This window comes from Pseudomonas sp. PS01297, from assembly GCF_029959305.1.
Classification (GTDB): domain Bacteria; phylum Pseudomonadota; class Gammaproteobacteria; order Pseudomonadales; family Pseudomonadaceae; genus Aquipseudomonas; species Aquipseudomonas helleri.
The window spans coordinates 17,724-36,956 of record NZ_JASCPQ010000052.1 but is presented as its reverse complement, the minus strand read 5'-3'; the positions used below and the strand labels follow the sequence as shown (position 1 = coordinate 36,956).

The window sequence follows — 19,233 nt, the reverse complement described above, 5'->3', positions numbered from 1 at the left end:
GGCTTGCTCGCGATGAGGCAACACGGTGTGTCAGTGACACCTTGTTGATTCAATCGCGAGCAAGCCCGCTCCCACAGAGATGCTTACTTGCCGGGCACCAGGGTGAGGCGGGTTTTGCCGTACACGCTGTCAAAGTTCTGCGGCTGCATCGGGAAACTCATGTATTGCCCCTTGAGCCAGGGATCAATGCCGTCAGTGTAATGCGGGCTGGCCGGATTGCTGGATTGCCCGGTGCTGTTCTGGCCCATCATCGGTTCGCTTTGGCCAAAATCGACGATCATGCGCATGGCCGGAATCACGGTGGTTGCAAAGCTGTCGCTGCCGATACTGTAGGCCGCCGTATTCAGGGTGGTGTGATCGCCGCCCGCAGCAATAGGCTCACGCACGGTCTGGCCATTGCTGTTGCGCCACAGGTAGTGGTGCAGTTTGCCCCACTGCCATGCCCGGTGGTCGCTGCCCATCAGGCTGTCGCCCGTGGTAATGGCGGCTGCCAGGCTGCGGGCCAGAATGGCCGGCTTGTCTTCTTTTTGCGGGGTGCGGGTGTCGTCCCAGAACGGGCTGTCTTCACGGCCCAGCAAGTGATCGCTGAGGGCCGAGTACGACAAGTTGCTGTTGGCAATAAAAGCCTTCCAGGTGTCGCTGGACTCCGGGCCCAGTTTGTCGAGGAAGATTTGCCGGGTGCTTGCCTGCAAGAACAGCTCGTACAGCGCCGCATCAGCCGAGGTCGGGCTGAGCTTGCCGTCAAAGGCCATCAATCGGCTCAAGGCTTCATTGGCCTTGGCCTGATCTGCAGCAGGCAAGGCGGCGATGGCGTGTTTCAGCGGTTGGGCCATGCCCGGAGCGCTGAACATGGCCTTGAGTTTGGCGGCAAACAAGGTGGTCTGGTCGTACTGCATGGCGATCATGCTGCGGGCATCCTGTTTGCCGCTGCCTGCCAATTGGGCCAAGCGTTCGCTGCGCTCAGGCGACAACCACGAATTGGACAGTTGCATGCCGTAGCCGTAAGCGGCCGTGCGCTGGTTTGCTGTGCCCAGCCAGCCTTGCGCCGGGTCTTGATCGTAAGGATGGAGCATGGCGTCAGCGTAACCGTCCCAGTCATAACGGCTGTCCCAGCCCGGTGACGGGTACAGGCCCACGCCATCGCGGCGGTTAGGGTACAGGCCGGTGACCTGCCAACCGATATGGCTGGCATCGGCGTACAGCAGGTTCAGCGCAATCGCGCGGATTTCGCGGCTGGCGTCTGACGCGCTTTCACTGTTTTGCGCACGGGACAGGTCGAAGAACGCATCCAGGGTTTTGTCGCCCTTGAAGTCCGGGGTTTGCAGGGCCAGCCCCAGGCTGCTGTTCAGCGCCGTGGTTGTGCCAATCACACTGTTCAGCAGTGGGCCGTGGCGTGTTTCGTAAATGACTTCGCGAATCGGGCGCTGACCTTTGACGAAAAAGGTTTCGTTGCGCACCGACGCGGGTAGCCATTTACCATCGGCCAAGTAATACAGGCTGTTGCCCTGGCGCTTGAGTTTTTCCAGGAACACATCCTGGTTGTCGCCCATGGCCATGCTCATGCCCCACGCGACCTTACCGTTGAAACCGGCCAGCAATGTCGGCAAACCCGCAATCGAGGCGCCCGCCGCCTGGTATTTAGGCGCGCGAATCTGCACGTAGCTCCATGCCGACGGAACGCCTATGGGCTGATGAATATCGTTGGCCAGCAGGCTTTTGCCACTGCGGCTGCGTTGTGGGCCAATGGCCCAGTCACTGGATGCCGTGACGCCCGGCAAATTGAGAGCGGTCACGCGCTCAAGCGCTTGAGTCACGCCGGTCAACCCTGGCAACTGGCTGGTCAGATTCAGGCCGTTGAGTTTTTCGGCTTCAGCGGTCGGCAATTGTTCATTGGGGTAGGTCGGCGTTAGCCACGCGAGGTGGCCGGCGCCGACTTTTTGCGCAAGGACCAGTGTGTTGAGTTCTTCTTGCAGGTTGACCGAGGTCGAGAAGTTCAACAGGCTAAAAATCAGGGCCGAGTCTTCGGGTTTCCAGTACTCCGCTTTGTAGCCCGCCTGGGCGAGGTCGGCAGGGAGCTTGTCGCGGTAGCGGAACAGATACGCGTTAACGCCGCGGGCATAGACCTCAAAAAACTTTTTGAGGCGGGGTGAGGCGCTTTTATACAGCTCGTCAGCGGTTTTTTTCAGGTTAATGCTGCGCATCAAACGGTCGCTGTCCAGTGCATCGGCGCCGTCCAGTTCGGCCAAGCGGCCTTGGGCCAGCAAGCGCAGGCGCACCATCTGGCTGATCCGGTCACCGGCATGGACATAGCCCAAGGTGAACAGCGCATCATGGAAACTGCTGCTTTCGATCAGCGGGATGCCCTGGCTGTTGCGTCGCACCGAGACGTTTTGCGCCAAGCCTTTTAGCGGCTGCATACCGGAAGCCGGCAGCAGGCTCTCGCCGGACAGTGAGTTAAGTTGGCAACCGGACAGACCCAGCAGGCTGACCATCGCCGCGGCAGCGCCGAACCGGGGTAAAAAATGAGTAAGGGCTGGCGAGGCCATGGCAAAGCTCCTGCGGGGGGAATGTCATCGAAAGGCGCTACGTTAGTGAGGCCGATGACACTGCGCAAGTGCTATCTATGGCGCTATGCGGGGCTACTGGCAGGGGCGAGTTTGCATTGCGATCTTTTGGTTTTTTTAACGATCGCGAATCAAGCCCGCACCTGCAGATAAGGGGGCTATTTCGGCGGGTTGATCTTGTCTACCAGTGCGTACGCACGTTGGGTCGCCGGGCGAGCCTTGATGCGCTCGAACCACACTTTCAGCGCCGGGAAGTCATCCAGGTTCTGGCCCTGGAGATCATGTGACACAGTCCACGGGTAAATCGCCATGTCAGCAATGCTGTATTCATCGCCGGCAACAAACTGACGGCCTTCCAGTTGCTTGTTCAACACACCATACAGACGAGCGGTTTCGTCGGTGTAGCGCTTGAGCGCATAAGGGATTTTCTCGGCCAGGCGCTTGAAATGATGATTTTGCCCGGCCATTGGTCCCAGGCCACCCATTTGCCAGAACAGCCATTGCAAGGCGACTTGCCGCCCGCGCAGGTCTTTAGGCAAAAACAGACCGGTTTTTTCCGCGAGGTACAACAAGATTGCGCCAGATTCGAACAGCGACAGCGGTTCACCGCCATCGGCCGGTTGGTGGTCGACAATGGCCGGGATGCGATTGTTTGGGGCGATCTTCAGGAAGGAGGGTTCGAACTGCTCGTTTTTACTGATATTGACCGGGTGAATCGTGTACGCCAGGCCTGCTTCTTCAAGAAACAGGGAGATTTTGTGGCCGTTTGGCGTAGTCCAGTAATAAAGATCGATCATGAAGGGCTCCAGAAGGGAAGATTCACACAGCAGTCGCGGATCTCTGCGAACGCCTGTTTTACTCCCAATGGCCCCTCGGTTACAAAAGGTTTACGCAGCCCCTGAAACAAACACGCCGCACGTGCTCAAGGCAGGTGCGGCGCGGGCAGAGCGGTCTGAAGAATCAGGCGCCGTGGCACTTCTTGAACTTTTTGCTGCTGCCACACGGGCAGGCATCGTTACGACCAACGTCTTTCAAGGCGTTGCGCACCGGCTCTTGTGGCGCGTGCCCGCAGTTCGGGCCGTGTACATGGCCGTGATCGTGGTCATGATGGTCATGATCGTGGTTGCAGTCTGGGCCATGAACGTGGGGTTGCTGGGTCATTACTCAATCACTCTGGAATAAAATCGCCGGGCATTATCTCGCCTTTACGCACCACGTGCACGTCGTAACCGAAGAACAGGCCGGTCTGTAACGTACCGTCGAGCCGATAAGGGATCGGCTGGTCGGGCGACTCAAGCAATTTGATCAGCGGGCGCATGTGTTGCCACAGGTTGGTCCGCACCGGCACCACCAGATCTGCATGGCTGTTGGGCTCGACACTGAACCAGCGGCTGTACTCACCTTCAGTCAGTTTTACCGGCCCTAAATAAAGTGTGTAGACCAGCCCGCGCACGGTGAGAGTGGAGTCGTTAGGGTTATCGATTCTAAAGTGCAGCTTGAAGCGTTGTTCCAGCAGTTTGGCCCGGACCAACTCGACATGCTCCAGTTTTAACTGGGGGTCTTTGTCATCCGTTTCAAACCACGAAGCACAGCCTGAAAGCGCAAGGATCATCACCAACGCCAAGGTTCTGGTTAAACGAGCTTTAGAATCCATTCTTTACTCCCGGCTTATTGGCCGAAGAAACCCGCGCAGCATTTTTTGAACTTCTGCCCGCTGGCGCAAGGGCAACCATCATTACGCCCCACCTTGAGTGGCACTGTCGGGTCGATGAAGTACCAACGCCCTGCGTTCTGTACGAATGACGAGCGCTCCCGATGGCTGTGCTCGCCATTGACGTCATGCCAGCGCGCGGTAAAGGTCACAAAGGCATGCTCGGGTTGACCACCGAAAACCTCGTTGCTTTCAACGTCCAGGCCCAACCAGGTGCTTTGAGCGCTCCACTGCGCGATGGACGGGCGATCGAGCCCGGCTTGCTGCACAGGCAGCGTGGTCTCGACCAGATAGTCAATCAAGCCCAGCACATAGGCGCTGTAGCGCGAGCGCATCAGGGTTTCGGCGCTCGGGGCCGGGTGCCCGGCGTGATAAGTCCCGCAGCAGGCGCTTAGCAAGTTGCCGCTGCCACACGGGCAAATAGATGTACTCATCGGCTTACCACCAGTACTTGCCAAAGTTTTCCGGGTTGGCCCAAAACCTGGCGTTGAGCCAGTCGGGTACTTGTTTGTATTCGCGTAAGTCGTAAGTAAAGAGGGTCAATATCTGTTCGTCACGCTGAAAACGCTCATTGTTTTGTAGGGCTAAAGCGAAAAAGTCCGTTTCTTTCCAATCACAGGCTGTGAGATCCGCCAACACGGCGATGCGGCTGGCGTTCAAGTTACGAATTCCGCCCAGCAACTCCAGGCCTTCGCGCTTGGACAGGTGCTCCAGGCAGTCGACCGCCAGGGCCAGGTCGAAACGTTGTGCCGCCACGTCGGCAGGCAGTGTGCCGGGCATTGCCTGGGCGACATGAACATCAGGGTGGGCTTGTTTATAAGCCTCCAATGCCGGGAACTGGCTGGCGCCGACCACCAGGACACGTTGCGGAGAGTAAGTGTCGAGCAACGCCGCTAGCGCTTGCTGAGGTGTTCGTGTGGAAAAAGCAGGGGTCGTCATCTCAAGTCCTCAATCAGAGCGCTCAAGACTAGCCTGCCCGGAGCCTGTGGCCTAGGTCTGTCAGCGTTTGATTGCGAGCCGCGTCGTTTTGTTTTCTGTGCAGGTGGTAACGGGATACCACCTGCCACTGCAACAGGCAGGGGTAAATAACTGAAAGGTCCTGTGACCGCCCAGCCAACTAAGGAATGTCCATGTCGGTGTCTACACGCCCCGCTGTCCCCATCCAAACCCTGTCCTCGCCTGTCCAACAGGCGGTATCTGCCCATTTTTCCAGCCGTCCACGTATTGAAAATCTGGTTCGCAGCACGCTGCTGATTGCATTTCATGAGCGCTACCCGACGTTGTCGGTTGATCTGGCCAGCACACGCCTGGCTACCCCTCGGGAGGGCGGGGGGTGGGAGTTGCCTCTGTTGATTGATCGAGTTACCGGCTATCTGGCCAGCGGCGCCGTGTTGGAAATCGGCGAAATCATTCACCCTCACACGTATTTTTTTTTAGCGGATCCTCAAGGCAATCGGCTCAAGCTCGCTGATGGGCATGAAGTCGATATGAAAGTCATCGAGGCGCTCATCAAAGAGTTGCCTTGGCGTCTGCCGATAGAATTTAAAAGCGCGCTGACTGCATATTGGAATGAGCCTGTTGAGGGCGGTGTCAGCCGCTGGCGATGGCTCAGTAACCTTCTCAAAGATACGCTGACCATGAAGGTCATGCAGTCAACCACACTGAGCGACCCGCAGCTGGAGACGGTGCGTCAGGTGCTCGACTATGCGCAGAGTGAAGAAAGGATCAGCCGTTACGGTGACCATGCAACTCGCGTCTATTACCTGCAATCTACGCTGACCTACCCGGGGAGAACTGAGAGTCTTGTTACGCCCCATATTTTGCTGGTGCGTTACCCGCAAGAGCAGGCCTCGCAGCCATTGGTCATGCTGTGCATGCCAGATGGGAGCATTGAAACATTCAGTTCAGTTGAGTCGGCTGCGCAGTCCAGAGCCCGTGTTGCCGAGGCACTATATGCCGTCGATACCATAACCACCAAACGTTATGAAATTGACGGAGACGCCTTTGATGCGCAAGCGGGGCTTATCCTCGGCAAGCACATAAGCAACCTTTCAGAGCTGAAGTTGCCCACCTCTTTAGGTCTTGAAGTGCTTAAAGCGACCTGTTTGCAGATCACCGATGCCTCAAGTTTTTTTCTCAACACCAGAGCACCCTCAGCGGGTGACGTGAGGCAAGTGCAATCTAAACTCCCGCAGTGGTTAACAAAGGCATCCAGCGCCGATCAAGCGCGATATCGTACCTGGAGCCTGGCGCTGGCCAGTGCGAAAAAAAGCGCTCAAGGCCTGAGCTATCTGAGCGATATTCCCGACATTCACAGCTTTGTTGTGAACTCGCTCAAACAACAGCTTTTGCTTGATCAGCAACGTTACGAGCAGCCGGTCCAAGACGCAGCAGCATTGGCGGCCTGCGAGCCGGACGATGTCCAGCTGACATTCTTGCTGGTGACGGGCACATTTGCGCCGGGCAGCACCAATGTTTCGGGTTTGACCGAGCGGGTGACAATGACCCTGACAGAACTGGCCCTTAAAAATCTTTCGGGTAAACCTCAGGGCGAGGTCATTAAGATAGAACACCGCAATGGGCTACCTCTGCCAGCATGGTTCACGGCTGCTTATATCACCCAACGTAACGGGCTGATTGAGGCGGTCGATATTGGTAAAAATTACCCTGAAAAACTGAAGGCTTACTTGCTGGATGACCCGTTATTAAGCGCCGATCGTGAAAAGCGCTTTTCTGGGCAGCTCAAGTGGCAATTACCTCTGCAAGCGCTCGAACTGAGCCTCAAGGGGGAGGCCGGGATGACGCCTTTGGGCGCGCGATATGTGGCAGCACTCATGGAGACAGAAGCTTACAACCGTTCAGTTGACGGCCAGACCATCGTGATTCGTGCCTTGGCGTTACTGAGCAGTGCTGAGGCCAAGCCAGATGTCGTGAGCAATATGTTCATCATCGAGCCGTTGAATCTCGACGCAGGGCCGCATGTGTTGTATCGACCTCTGTATGAGAAGTCGTTAGAGGAATTTACCTCTCGTGCCGCACTGATGGAGACCATTGCGACGCCCTCTGAGCTGCAAACCAGTATTCTGACCTGGCTGACCGACAGCGCACGGAAGATGTACGACAACGGAGGTTTTAAAGAGCCCCATTTCGTACGTTTTAATCTTGAAGATGACTTCCCGGTGACAACGTTTGAGAAGCCTGAACCTGCAACGCTGGCTGTAAACGGTACCGGTGGTGATCTGGCCCAGCATCTGGGTAATGGCCGACTTTTGCCTTACCTGTATCAAATCAATGCGCTTTCACTCGTGCATCAGGCTGATCGCGATACCGTGTCCAACCGTGAAAGCCGGTGTCGCCTTTTTCTGCAGGGAGCCAATCTGTTTTTCAATATTTTCATGCTGCCCTATCTTCGCGGGCCGGTGATGCTGACAGCCTGGTTCCTTCTGCTGGTCCAAGCACTTGCTCGGGATGTCCCGGCGTTGAGCAGTGATGACGCGGTAACCCGTGAGTTGGCCGTTGTCGATTTATTACAAAATCTGGCGATGGTTTTGCTTCAAGTGAGAGCAATCTCAACGCCTCCACTTGCAAGCCCGCAAGCCAGGTCGACACCCCTGTTACGTAGAGCCCCTATCCCGCGACGTGCTTCCAAAGCGTGGCCACCGCGGCCTCCTGCCACCGTCAAGGACGGTGTCGTGTTCATGCCCGGGGAGTGGCAAAAAAAAGCCATTGAAGATCTGGATTTCAGTTTTGCCAGTGCCAACAACCGGCTTACGCCTGATTTGCGTAAAAAACTTGAGTCGCTTGCAGTGCCCAAGCCTCAAGCACTGCCATTACCTGAACGCTCGGGAGCTTTGGCTGGCCTCTACTTAACAGAGGGCGGCGGGTATGCCTTGATTGATGAGGCTTATTACCCCGTGCAGATCGAGGCGGGTGAGGTGAGTATTGTGGGGGGGCCAGCCTTGCAGTCTGATGCGCAAGGGCGCTGGTCAGTGAATCTGAAGTTGCGCTTAAGCGCAGGCGCTCCGGGCAAGCAGGTAAAAGCTGTGCGTGAGCGCAATATTCAGCGAGCGAAAGAACTGCAAGATGAACTGTCAGCCAAAGGGGTTGCGAATGATAAGCTAAAAACAAAAATTGAAGTGTATGAAAAGTTAGTCAAGGTATTTGAAGACGATTCGCGCAGAACAGTCGATGAGGTATTAGAACAGCGCCAAAAATATGTAGCAGAAATGATGTCAGGTATCAAAAGCGTAGAGTCAATGATTGATGTTGTTAAAAAAGCAAAAGAGCTGAACCTTGATATACCCGATCAGGTGATGATTGGTTATATGGATGAGATCGTTGGATTTCTGGATGCGTGCTTGAAGCAAGGAGATAAAATTCGGAAGGTGATGATTGACAAATGGGACGCTGCCGGTTTAAGTCCCATGGGCTCTTCTTTTTCAGAGTTGGATGTGTACTCAGCCAATGTAGCTCTATACAGAGAACGTATGAATGCCAATCTTAAGGTCAATAATCAGACTATAGAGTGGATTGAGAAATTAAAAAAATATATCGACGACATGGCCGAATTTGGGACGCAAGGTAGAAAAAGGTCAGAACAATTACGCGAAGTGCTCGCGGGCAAAGTTCTCACGCCCTTGTATATCAAGCAAGTCCAGGTGGTGGAGTTTGAGGGCATCAGTCTCAAGGTTTTAAATAACGACCTTGCATTAGAGTTGAGAGAAATATCGGCCCCACTCCGTGAGCAAATACAAACACACGATCAACTCAATAAGCTGGAGTTCTCCTCCGGTGAGCGTCTGGATGTTTTGAACAGCTTGGTGGAACAGTATGGTCACGTGCTGGATGGGCTTTTAGGTTTTCGCATTGTGCATGCCGAAGAAGTTGATGCTGAGGCTTTTCAAGCGTTTGTTGACTTGGTGACAGGTGTCTATAAAGAGGCTGAGCAGCAACTGGCCAATGAACTGGAACCCCTTAAAAAGTTAAGTGCAAAGAGTAAAGACAAAAAGCAGTCTTTATCCTCTCGGCCGCAAAAACGTATTTTTAATACGCGCAATAAAGGGCGTTTGATTGGGGATGTGAAACCGCAACAGGCAGGCGCAACGGGTGAAGAGGTAGAAGTTCGTACTGATCAAGATAACGAACTGCTGTCTACCTATATTAAAAAAGGAGATGAGTGGGAACTTGTCTCTGTCGCCCGTTCTGACGCGCCAATTCCCCCGGGCCGTAAATTGCCTGAGATAAAAAAGGAGGCGCTGAAACTTTATAATATGGCCGATATTCACCTCAGGCGTTCATAGGGGCTTATTAATAGCGCCAGGTACCCTCAAGAGGCCGAAGAAACGTTGTTGCATGTGGCTGAACGCTTGAACAAATGCGCTGCGCAACTGGAAGAGGCCAGCAGGGCAGACACCGAAAGCTGGCGCCAACGGGAGGATCTGGAGTTAGTGGGGGGCATGCGAGCCAGAGCCAAGGACATGAGCACGAAGGCGCATGAATTGCGTGTTCGTTTAAGCCTGAAACTCCCCCCGACCCATGGCAGCCTTCAATTCTTGCTTGAAAAGAATCTGGTGAACATCACGTTGAACCGCAAGCGTTCGAAGCTTAAACGAGATTTTATTGATGAGTACGCTATCAAAGATGCTGCTGGCAATTTTATCTGGTGCGCGCATTTTCACTACAAGGACGCCACTACGCCTAAAGCGGATTATTCGGTGGCGCACCTCAAGCGTTGGAGCCAGCGAACGTCTGATTATTGGTCGTTGAAGGCAAAGGCGAAAAATCAGCACGAAGTGGTTGAGGTGCATCGCGGTCAGATCGGTAAGAACCTTGCAGAACAATGGTTTTTGCCGTTAACCACGTAATGACATGAACTGCGGCTTAAATACCTCACCTGCGTGGAATGCGCGGTGAGGTATTTTTGCAGGGACCTCTGGCGCAGCTATCCTGCTAGCCGTTAATGTTCGCTTAAAGAAAAACATAGAAAGGGCTGTTGCATGAAGGTGCTTTGGGGACTGGGGAAGGTGCTGACGTTGTTGTTCTGGGTTGTCGTTGCGATCAACGTTTTCAAACCCTTGAGCAATCCGTTCGACCTGCTGATTAACCTGGCGGGTAGTCTGCTGTTTTTGACCCATTTGCTGGAACTGCTGCTGTTCAATAGCAGTCTGCAAGGGCGCCCACATCCTTGGCGTGACCGACTGTACATTCTTTTAGTGGGCATCCTGCACGTGCAAACCCTCCCTAAATCTTCAGGCCAGGACAACAGTCATGCGTAAGTTATGTTTAATGGCGGCCCTATGCAGCCCGCTTGCCCATGCCGAGGTGGTGCAGGTCGAGGCTAACTCGATGATGCGTCTGCCCGCGAATGTGGCCGTCCTGAAACTCGAAAAACTCGATGTGGCGGACTACGGCACGTTGCTGATTCCGGCGGGTGTCAGTCAGGTTGACATTGATCAACTGCATCTGGGGCATGAATCACGCATCGTCATCGTGCCGGCTGAGCGCGGGATTGAGCTGCGTGTGGCCAATGCCGAGCTGGGTGAAGGCAGCCAGATCAGCACGCGTGGAGCGCCGGGGACGTTTGAAAAACCGGCCAGACCTGCGCGCGATCTGAACTTGAGGATTGAAGCGCTGCAGGCTGATCAACTGTCCATTGACGCCCGTGGCGGCACTGGCGCACCGGGTTTTGTCGGGCTTGATGGTGGCAATGGTGATGAACCGGGTTGCACCTGGGGATCGGCCGGAGCAGGCGCCAATGGTGACGACGGCGGTAATGGGCATCAGGGCGCTGCGGGGGCACAGGTACGGGTCGAACTGCCCCGGGACTTCCCCGATGAACAGATCAACGTACTGGTCGACGGCGGTGCAGGCGGCAAACCCGGTGCGGCCGGACGGGCAGGTGCGGGTGGCAAATCCAAAGGCTGCATTGTTTACCGTACCGATGGCGGCAAATCGGGTCGCCCGGGCCAGACCGGGCAACCGGGTGATGCTGGCCCTGCAGGCGCCGTGACGGTCCAGCGGTTGTAAGAAACACCCACGCCTCGCGATTTTTAAACATCAAAAGATCGCGAGGCAAGCTCGCTCCTACAGTTAGGAGTTAGGGACCCATTCAAAATATGGGGCGCGCACCGGCAATCGCCACCAGCGCCAGCCCTATCAGCAAGTTGCACCCGACCAGGCGGCGAATCCGCCCCATCACCGCTGCGCCTGCCGCCCATTCCTGAGCCTCAACGGTCCTGCGCAATTCGGGCAGTTGCAGTGATTGAATGCGGATAAACAGGGCGACCATGACAATGTACACGCCCATCATGATCTGCACATAACGGGGCGCCGTTTCGAACCCGCTAAAGCGCATGTGCAGCAGGCCGACACCGCTTATCGGCAAAATCACCACAGCGACCCACACCCAGCCAAAAAAACGTTGAAACACTTCAACCCACAGTTTTAACCGGGCTGGGCCCTCAAGGGCCGTCATTGCGGCGGGGCGCAGGATCATCCAGGCGAAAAACATCCCGCCCACCCAGATCAGGGCAGCCAGTAAATGCAGGCTGTAAGCAACAGCGAAGGTGGTCATTGGGGTACTCCGTTCGGCGCAGGATCAATTAGCGGGGTATGATAGCGGCCATTCGAACCACTGAAAATTTATCCAGCGTTTCTTGCGCCCGAAGAACCATGATTAGTACCGAACTCAAATCCCAGATCCAGGGCGCTTATTCGCGTTTTCTCGAAGCCAAGAGCCTCAAGCCGCGCTATGGCCAGCGTCTGATGATTGCTGAAGTCGCCAAAGTGCTGGGCGATATCGATACCGACGAAGAAAACCATCGTACCGGCGACCCGGCGGTGGTTGCCGTTGAAGCGGGCACCGGTACCGGTAAAACCGTGGCTTACAGCATGGCCGCCATTCCTACCGCCAAGGCTGCCGGCAAGCGCCTGGTGATTGCCACGGCGACCGTCGCCCTGCAGGAGCAAATCGTCTACAAAGACCTCCCGGACCTGATGCGCAATAGCGGGCTGAATTTCAGCTTTGCGCTGGCCAAGGGCCGTGGGCGTTACATGTGCCTGTCCAAACTCGACATGCTGCTGCAAGAAGGCCACGCGCAAACCGCGACCGCGCAGCTGTTTGAAGAGGAAGGCTTCAAGATTGAAGTTGATGAAGCCAGCCAAAAACTGTTTACCAGCATGATCGAAAAGCTGGCCGGCAATAAATGGGACGGTGACCGCGACAGCTGGCCCCAAGCCCTGGAAGACCAGGATTGGGCACGCCTGACTACTGATCACAGCCAGTGCACCAGCCGCCATTGCCCGAACTTCGGCCAGTGCGCCTTTTACAAGGCCCGCGAAGGCATGGGTAAGGTCGATGTGATCGTCACCAACCACGACATGGTGCTGGCTGACTTGGCGTTGGGCGGTGGCGCGGTTTTGCCGGACCCGCGTGACACGCTCTATGTGTTCGACGAAGGTCACCACTTGCCAGACAAAGCCATCGGCCACTTTGCCCACTACACCCGTTTGCGCTCGACCGCTGACTGGCTGGAGCAAACCGGCAAAAACCTCACCAAACTGCTCGCTCAGCATCCGTTGCCGGGCGACTTGGGGCGTTTGCTGGAGCAAGTGCCGGAGCTGACCAAAGAGATCAAGGCCCAGCAACAATTCATGTTCAGTGCCTGTGAGCAAATCGCTGACTTCAAGGTCGGCGAAGAGCCAGAAGGCCGTGAACGCCCACGCCACCGTTTTGTGGGTGGCGTGATCCCTGATCACCTGCGTGAAATGGGCGTTGAACTGAAGAAAGGCTTTTCACGCCTGACCGACGTGTTCACCCGTTTGACCGACCTGCTCAAGGACGGCATGGAAGGTGAGGTCAACATCGGCATCTCCAGCCAGCAGGCCGAGGAATGGTATCCGTTGTTCGGCAGCTTGCTGTCGCGGGCTCAGGGCAACTGGGAGCTGTGGACGGCCTTCACCACTGAAGACCCGGAAGACAACCCGCCGATGGCGCGCTGGCTGACCCTGGCTGAAAGTGGTTCGCTGTTCGACATCGAGGTCAACGCCAGCCCGATTCTGGCGGCCGAGATGCTGCGTCGTAACCTGTGGAACGTAGCCTACGGTGCGCTGGTGACCTCGGCGACGCTGACCGCACTGGGCACGTTTGATCGCTTCCGCATGCGCGCCGGTCTGCCGAAAACCGCAGTCACGGCGGTGGTGCCGAGCCCGTTTCATCACGCCGATGCCGGGGTGTTGCGCGTGCCGGACCTCAAGGCTGACCCGCGCGATGCGACGGCGCATACGGCGGCGATCATTCGTGATCTGCCGGGGTTGGTAGAAGGTTCGCGCGGCACGTTGGTGCTGTTCTCTTCGCGCAAGCAGATGCAGGACGTTTTTGACGGCCTGGAGCGAGACTGGCGCAAGCAAGTGTTTATCCAGGGTAACTTGTCCAAACAAGAGACCCTGAACAAGCACAAGGCGCGGGTGGATGGCGGCGACTCCAGTGTGTTGTTCGGCCTGGCCAGTTTTGCTGAAGGTGTGGACTTGCCCGGTGCTTATTGCGAGCACGTGGTCATCGCTAAAATCCCCTTCTCGGTGCCCGATGATCCTGTTGAAGCAGCTTTGGCAGAATGGATCGAAGCCCGTGGCGGTAATCCCTTCATGGAGATTTCAGTGCCCGATGCATCGCTCAAGCTGGTGCAGGCCTGCGGGCGTTTGCTGCGTACCGAACAGGACCGCGGCACCATCACATTGCTCGATCGGCGGCTGGTGACTCAGCGCTATGGCAAGGCGATTCTGAATGCCTTGCCGCCGTTTCGACGCGAAATTTCATAAGTGCAAGCCGGCGTCCATGCCGGCCTTGCTGTCGTCTATGCTGTGAGCTTCAAAAGCCTCACAGGCCGTATTTGGCCGTTAGGGAGAACCAGATTCATATGATTCGCCGTTCACTGTCTGCAGCTTTTGCGTTGCTGGTCACGACCCCGCTGTTGGCGGCGCCTGCCGGTCAACAAACCCTGTTCAATTTCGTTCGCCCGGCCGATGTGGTGCAAGTGGCGACCGTGGATGCGAACTTGCCGCAATACAACGCAGAGCAAACGGCGGAAGGTGAAGTACTGCGTCGTGTGACCTTTAACCCGGCCGCAGCCCCCAGCTTGCGCCTGACCCCGCAAGCCGGTGTGTGGGACTGGTCGCAATCGGGAATGATGACCCTGCGTATACAAAACGCCATGAACTGGGCCCTTACGCTCGATGTGACGGTGCAAAGCAAGGACGGCAAGACCCTCACCAGCCGTGTTGACCTGCCGGCCGGCCCCGCACAAACCCTGTTGCTGCCGTTGCAGGCCAACTCTCCCCGCAGCCAGGGCATGCGCGCAGGCCCGCCGATGCCAATGACTATCGACGGGCAACGCAGTTTACTGGCCAGCAGCCAGGGCGAAATTGATCGCAGCCAAGTGGTGTCGGTAACGCTGTCGATTCCGCAGCCCAATGCCGCTCAAAGCATCCTCCTGGAACGCTTCGGTGTGCAGGACGGCGCAGGTGTGATCAAGACCGTTTATGGCTCGATTGTCGATGGCTACGGCCAGTCCACTCGGGCCAAATGGCCGGAGCGTGTGTCCAGCGATGAGCAACTTAAAGCCGCAGCAGCCAAAGAGCAGCAACAGCTCAAGGGCTGGCTGGCGGCGCGCAACGGGCTGGATCAGTACGGCGGGTTGCTCAAAGGCCCTGCGTTTGACGCGTCGGGTTTTTTCCGTACAGAAAAACGTAATGGCCGCTGGTACCTGGTCACCCCTGAAGGTCATCCGTTTTACTCGTTGGGCCTGAACGCGGTGACTGCCGAGGACAGCCAGACCTACGTGACTGGCCGTGAGTGGATGTTTACCGATTTGCCCAAGTCCGGTGCGCCTTTGGCCGGTTATTACGGGACTTCCGATCATGACAGCAATAACGGCTCCTCCCAGGGGCGAGCGTTTGATTCGGGGCGCTGGTACAACTTCTACGCGGCCAACTTGCAGCGGCTCTACGGTGAGCCGTGTGTGGCCGGAAAAACCGAGCCGGGCGCCGATCCCGCAATTCCTTGTGCCCCTGAAGCCTTTGATGCCAAGCGTTGGCAGGCCCACACCCTGGATCGCCTGCAAGCCTGGGGTTTTAATACGATCGGTAACTGGAGCGACCCTGCGCTGGGTGTCAACGATCGCGTGCCTTACACCTTGCCGTTGTCGATTGTGGGCGATTACAACAGCATCAGTACCGGCACCGATTGGTGGGGCGGCATGCCCGACCCGTTTGACCCGCGCTTTGCCATGGCCACCGAACGCGCAGTCGCGATTGCCGCCCGCGATCACCGTGATGACCCGTGGCTGATCGGCTACTTTGCCGATAACGAACTGGCGTGGGCTGGCGGCGGTGACGACCCGCAGTCACGTTTTGCCCTGGCGTTGGGCACCTTGCGCATGACCACCGATGCGCCGGCCAAGCGTGCGTTCCTCAAGCAACTGCGCGACAAGTACCGCAACCAGCAAGGCTTGTCCAAAGCCTGGGGCGTTGATATCCCGGCGTGGGAATTGATGGAAGACCCGGGGTTCAACGGCCCGCTGCCGAATGCAGAGCATCCGGAAATTGAAGCGGATTACACCTACTTCCAGAAAGTCTTTGCCGATACGTACTTCAAGACCATCTCCGATTCGCTGAAATGGCATGCGCCGAATCACTTGCTGCTGGGTGGGCGCTTTGCCGTGAGTACGCCTGAGGCCGTGGCGTCGTGCGCGCAGTATTGCGACGTGCTGAGCTTCAACTTCTACACCCTGCAACCGCAGGACGGTTATGACTTCGCCAAGCTGCGTGAACTGAACAAACCGGTGATGATCACCGAGTTCAATTTCGGCTCCCGCGACCGTGGCCCGTTCTGGGGTGGCGTGACTGAAGTGGCCAGCGAAGAAGCGCGTGGCCCGGCGTATGCGAAGTTCATTAAGCAGGCCGTGGCCGAACCGTCGATTGTCGGGGTTCATTGGTTCCAGTACCTGGACCAGCCGGTAACCGGCCGCTTGCTAGATGGTGAAAACGGCCACTTCGGCATGATCGGCATCACCGACCTGCCGTTCACCGGTTTTGTCGACAGCGTGCGCAAGACCAACCTGCAAGCGCTTGACCAGTTGGGCCAGGAGGCGGCGAAAGCCCAGGTTGAGGCCGACAAAACCCTCAAAGCCCCGGTGCAGACCCCGCAGGACGCCAACGGCGGCCGCTCTGGTGCCGGCCACGCCGGCGGGCATTCGGGCAAAGGTCACTGATATTTCTGATTAGCGGCGATACATTTTGTCGCACCAGCGGGCTTGGAGCTTCACTTCTTGGCGTCGGCGACTAAGGTTTGCGTTCCAATTGAAGGGAGTCAAACCAATGGACGCAAAAGGATCGTGTGATAGTCGGTTTGCAGCGGTGCAGCAAGCCTTTGAAGAAATCTTTGATGACCCCCAGGAACTTGGCGCAGGGCTGTGCATCCAGGTCGGCGGCGAGACGGTAGTCGACCTCTGGGCGGGCGTGGCGGATTTAGAAAGGACCAAACCCTGGAATCGGGACACCCTGGTCAATACCTACTGCGCGATAAAACCCTTTACTGCGGTTGCCACCTTGATGTTGGTGGAAGAGGGCAAGCTGGCGCTCGACCAGCCGATTGCCCATTACTGGCCTGAGTTTGCCCAGGGTGGCAAGGATCAGGTCACCTTGCGCCAAGTGTTGTCGCATACCTCCGGGACACCTGCCTTGCGCCTGCCGAGTCGCACGCCCGAGATGTATGACTGGGATGAGATGGTCAAAAAAACAGCCGCCGAGCCGTTATGGTGGCAGCCAGGCACAGAACTTGGGTATGGCGCTACGACTTACGGGTGGATTCTCGGTGAATTGATCCGTCGGGTTGATGGTCGGGAGCCCTGCCGGTTTATTCGAGAGCGCATTACCGAGCCCAACGGATTGGAAGTACAGCTGGGGGTGGCTGAGCAGGACTTTCATAGAATCGCCCACTTTGGCCGGGCTGAAGGGCGTGAAGGCGACAGCTTTGCGATAGCCTTGCGGCATGTAATGTCTAAACAACCCGAGCACGTGGCGACACTGGCATTTACCAACCCTGCTGTAGGCCCCAAACAAACCACGGATCCTCGCTGGTGGTCTTACCGGCAACCGGGTGTGAACGGTCATGGCACGGCTCATGGCCTGGCCGGTTTTTACAGTGCGCTGCTCGGCGGGCGTCTGATTGGCCCTGAACTGCTCAGCGAGTTCACCCGCGAGCACAGCAACAGCATGGACCGCGTGTTATTGCGCCCGATGCGCTATGGCTTGGGCTGCATGTTGGAGCAGCAAGCTGACCAGGCCGCCTCCAAGTGCATGGGCCCTAATACCTTTGGGCATGTCGGGTTGGGTGGCCCGGTCAGTTTTGCAGACCCGGAACGGGATGTGAGCTTTGGTTTCGTGACCACGACCATCGGTAGCCATGTTTTGCTGGATCCGCGTGTCCGTAAGCTTGCCACGTTGGCCTACGCCGCACTTTAACGTCCTGGGCGGCCTGATAAGTGCTGCGGATTGCGATCTTCAACCCCGCGAAGATCGCAGTCTCTTGCCGCGCTTGATCAGGCCGTTGCCCCGGACTTTTTCACAAAAAATCCATCTCGCGCCTGATACCCTGCGCACCTTGATGAAAATGCCCAAAAATTGTGCGATCTGACCGGCTTGCTCTGTTTCAAAATCCTACGGGTACTGGAACAATGCACGCCTTGTAGAGCCATGCTTGATCCAGGAGGTAGGGGTGCACATTCAAGGGTTTCACGACCTTAAGTTCGAAGCCGTGCGTGAGGCGTTTGCTGATCTGTTTAATGATCCGCAAGAGCGCGGCGCAGCGCTGTGCATCCAGATCGCGGGCGAAACAGTGCTCGACCTGTGGGCCGGCACGGCTGACAAAGACGGCGAGCAGGCCTGGCACACGGACACCATCGTTAATCTGTTTTCGTGCACCAAGACCTTTACCGCAGTGACGGCCTTGCAGCTGGTCGAAGAAGGCAAGTTGGCACTGGATGCTCCCGTTGCTCGCTATTGGCCTGAATTTGCTGCGGCTGGCAAAGAGTCCATCACCCTTCGCCAATTGCTGAGCCACCGTGCGGGTTTGCCTGCACTGCGTGAATTACTGCCGGCTGGCGCGTTGTATGAATGGCAAACCATGGTCGATGCGCTGGCTGCAGAGGCACCATGGTGGACTCCGGGCGAAGGGCACGGTTACGCCGCGATTACCTACGGCTGGTTGCTGGGTGAGCTGATTCGTCGTGCAGACGGTCGCAGTCCCGGGCAGTCGATTGTGGCCCGTACAGCCAGGCCATTGGGGCTGGACTTTCATGTCGGGTTGGCAGATGAAGAGTTTTACCGCGTCGCGCACATTGCCCGCACCAAGGGCAACATGGGCGATGAAGCGGCCCAGCGGATGTTGAAAGCGATGATGAATGCCCCGTCTTCCATGACGACACGGGCATTTACCAATCCGCCGTCTATTATGACCAGCACCAATAAGCCGGAGTGGCGTCGTATGGAACAGCCCGCAGCGAATGGTCATGGTAATGCGCGAAGTTTGGCCGGCTTTTATAGCGGGTTGTTGGAGGGGAGTTTGCTGGAAGCCGAAATGCTGGAGCAACTGACCCGTGAACACAGTTTGGGCGAGGATAAAACCTTGCTCACCCGGACGCGTTTCGGGCTGGGCTGCATGCTGGACCAACCGGACGTACCCAATGCCACGTTTGGCCTTGGGCCAAAGGCGTTCGGGCACCCCGGAGCAGGCGGTTCAACTGGCTTTGCCGACCCGGAACGCGAGGTTGCTTTTGGGTTTGTGACTAATTCACTAGGGCCATACGTATTGATGGACCCACGCGCGCAAAAGTTGGTGAAAGTATTGGCACAGTGTTTATAACCGGGTTTTTATAAACCGTAGGTCGGAACGCGATAGCTTTT

15 protein-coding genes are annotated in these 19,233 nt (G+C 56.8%); 8 read left to right on the top strand and 7 right to left on the bottom strand.

Annotated features, from left to right (window positions below; all coding sequences use genetic code 11):
* Positions 1 to 83 precede the first annotated feature (83 nt).
* The 6 genes from QMX84_RS16170 to QMX84_RS16145 form a co-directional block, all read right to left on the bottom strand.
* The gene (locus tag QMX84_RS16170; protein WP_282364275.1) at positions 84 to 2,546 is read right to left on the bottom strand and encodes a penicillin acylase family protein; all 2,463 of its coding nucleotides are present in this window, start codon (positions 2,544 to 2,546) and stop codon (positions 84 to 86) included.
* A gap of 176 nt (positions 2,547 to 2,722) precedes the next feature.
* Complete coding sequence (locus QMX84_RS16165) at positions 2,723 to 3,361, bottom strand: glutathione binding-like protein (protein WP_262124858.1); 639 nt, start codon at positions 3,359 to 3,361, stop codon at positions 2,723 to 2,725.
* 163 nt (positions 3,362 to 3,524) lie between these two features.
* Positions 3,525 to 3,725 carry an SEC-C metal-binding domain-containing protein gene (locus QMX84_RS16160; protein WP_123751913.1) on the bottom strand — a complete coding sequence of 67 codons (201 nt, stop codon included), beginning with the start codon at positions 3,723 to 3,725 and terminating at the stop codon, positions 3,525 to 3,527.
* A 7-nt stretch (positions 3,726 to 3,732) separates the two neighbouring features.
* On the bottom strand, positions 3,733 to 4,218 hold the full coding sequence (locus QMX84_RS16155) for an LEA type 2 family protein (protein ID WP_262124857.1): 486 nt from the start codon (positions 4,216 to 4,218) through the stop codon (positions 3,733 to 3,735).
* 14 nt (positions 4,219 to 4,232) lie between these two features.
* Positions 4,233 to 4,709: a YchJ family protein gene (locus tag QMX84_RS16150; protein WP_123751915.1), complete on the bottom strand. Its 477-nt coding sequence runs from the start codon at positions 4,707 to 4,709 to the stop codon at positions 4,233 to 4,235.
* Positions 4,710 to 4,713: 4 nt separating this feature from the next.
* Positions 4,714 to 5,214, bottom strand: coding sequence for a DUF6231 family protein (locus tag QMX84_RS16145; RefSeq protein WP_262124856.1), 501 nt, complete (start codon positions 5,212 to 5,214; stop codon positions 4,714 to 4,716).
* 191 nt (positions 5,215 to 5,405) lie between these two features.
* Here QMX84_RS16145 and QMX84_RS16140 point away from each other — a divergent pair, with 191 nt between their 5' ends.
* From QMX84_RS16140 to QMX84_RS16125, 4 genes are all read left to right on the top strand, one after another.
* On the top strand, positions 5,406 to 9,575 hold the full coding sequence (locus QMX84_RS16140; protein WP_282364274.1) for a DUF6543 domain-containing protein: 4,170 nt from the start codon (positions 5,406 to 5,408) through the stop codon (positions 9,573 to 9,575).
* A 54-nt stretch (positions 9,576 to 9,629) separates the two neighbouring features.
* Positions 9,630 to 10,139 (top strand): hypothetical protein, encoded by a 510-nt coding sequence (locus QMX84_RS16135; protein WP_282364273.1) that lies wholly within the window; start codon positions 9,630 to 9,632, stop codon positions 10,137 to 10,139.
* A 132-nt stretch (positions 10,140 to 10,271) separates the two neighbouring features.
* Positions 10,272 to 10,550, top strand: coding sequence for a DUF1145 domain-containing protein (locus QMX84_RS16130; RefSeq protein WP_048369443.1), 279 nt, complete (start codon positions 10,272 to 10,274; stop codon positions 10,548 to 10,550).
* Entirely contained in the window at positions 10,543 to 11,301 is a 759-nt protein-coding gene (locus tag QMX84_RS16125) for a collagen-like protein (RefSeq protein WP_262124854.1), read from the top strand. Before QMX84_RS16130 ends, QMX84_RS16125 begins: the two co-directional genes overlap by 8 nt.
* An 82-nt stretch (positions 11,302 to 11,383) precedes the next feature.
* Here QMX84_RS16125 and QMX84_RS16120 read toward each other — a convergent pair whose 3' ends face one another.
* A complete protein-coding gene (locus tag QMX84_RS16120) occupies positions 11,384 to 11,848 on the bottom strand; it encodes a CopD family protein (protein WP_153333793.1) in 465 nt (154 codons plus the stop codon).
* A gap of 98 nt (positions 11,849 to 11,946) precedes the next feature.
* On the opposite strand from QMX84_RS16120, the gene dinG reads away from it, so the two are divergent.
* From dinG to QMX84_RS16100, 4 genes are all read left to right on the top strand, one after another.
* A complete protein-coding gene (dinG, locus tag QMX84_RS16115) occupies positions 11,947 to 14,091 on the top strand; it encodes an ATP-dependent DNA helicase DinG (RefSeq protein WP_153333795.1) in 2,145 nt (714 codons plus the stop codon).
* Positions 14,092 to 14,189: 98 nt separating this feature from the next.
* Complete coding sequence (locus QMX84_RS16110) at positions 14,190 to 16,541, top strand: beta-galactosidase (RefSeq protein ID WP_282364272.1); 2,352 nt, start codon at positions 14,190 to 14,192, stop codon at positions 16,539 to 16,541.
* A gap of 106 nt (positions 16,542 to 16,647) precedes the next feature.
* Complete coding sequence (locus tag QMX84_RS16105; RefSeq protein ID WP_123751921.1) at positions 16,648 to 17,793, top strand: serine hydrolase domain-containing protein; 1,146 nt, start codon at positions 16,648 to 16,650, stop codon at positions 17,791 to 17,793.
* A 253-nt stretch (positions 17,794 to 18,046) separates the two neighbouring features.
* Entirely contained in the window at positions 18,047 to 19,192 is a 1,146-nt protein-coding gene (locus QMX84_RS16100; protein ID WP_282364271.1) for a serine hydrolase domain-containing protein, read from the top strand.
* The last annotated feature ends 41 nt before the right edge of the window (positions 19,193 to 19,233 follow it).

Coding starts and splice junctions, on each gene's coding strand:
- QMX84_RS16165 (WP_262124858.1), bottom strand. CDS start 3,361: ATGATCGATCTTTATTACTGGACTACGCCAAACGGCCACAAAATCTCC.
- dinG (WP_153333795.1), top strand. CDS start 11,947: ATGATTAGTACCGAACTCAAATCCCAGATCCAGGGCGCTTATTCGCGT.
- QMX84_RS16125 (WP_262124854.1), top strand. CDS start 10,543: ATGCGTAAGTTATGTTTAATGGCGGCCCTATGCAGCCCGCTTGCCCAT.
- QMX84_RS16130 (WP_048369443.1), top strand. CDS start 10,272: ATGAAGGTGCTTTGGGGACTGGGGAAGGTGCTGACGTTGTTGTTCTGG.
- QMX84_RS16160 (WP_123751913.1), bottom strand. CDS start 3,725: ATGACCCAGCAACCCCACGTTCATGGCCCAGACTGCAACCACGATCAT.
- QMX84_RS16150 (WP_123751915.1), bottom strand. CDS start 4,709: ATGAGTACATCTATTTGCCCGTGTGGCAGCGGCAACTTGCTAAGCGCC.
- QMX84_RS16155 (WP_262124857.1), bottom strand. CDS start 4,218: ATGGATTCTAAAGCTCGTTTAACCAGAACCTTGGCGTTGGTGATGATC.
- QMX84_RS16170 (WP_282364275.1), bottom strand. CDS start 2,546: ATGGCCTCGCCAGCCCTTACTCATTTTTTACCCCGGTTCGGCGCTGCC.
- QMX84_RS16140 (WP_282364274.1), top strand. CDS start 5,406: ATGTCGGTGTCTACACGCCCCGCTGTCCCCATCCAAACCCTGTCCTCG.
- QMX84_RS16120 (WP_153333793.1), bottom strand. CDS start 11,848: ATGACCACCTTCGCTGTTGCTTACAGCCTGCATTTACTGGCTGCCCTG.
- QMX84_RS16145 (WP_262124856.1), bottom strand. CDS start 5,214: ATGACGACCCCTGCTTTTTCCACACGAACACCTCAGCAAGCGCTAGCG.
- QMX84_RS16105 (WP_123751921.1), top strand. CDS start 16,648: ATGGACGCAAAAGGATCGTGTGATAGTCGGTTTGCAGCGGTGCAGCAA.
- QMX84_RS16110 (WP_282364272.1), top strand. CDS start 14,190: ATGATTCGCCGTTCACTGTCTGCAGCTTTTGCGTTGCTGGTCACGACC.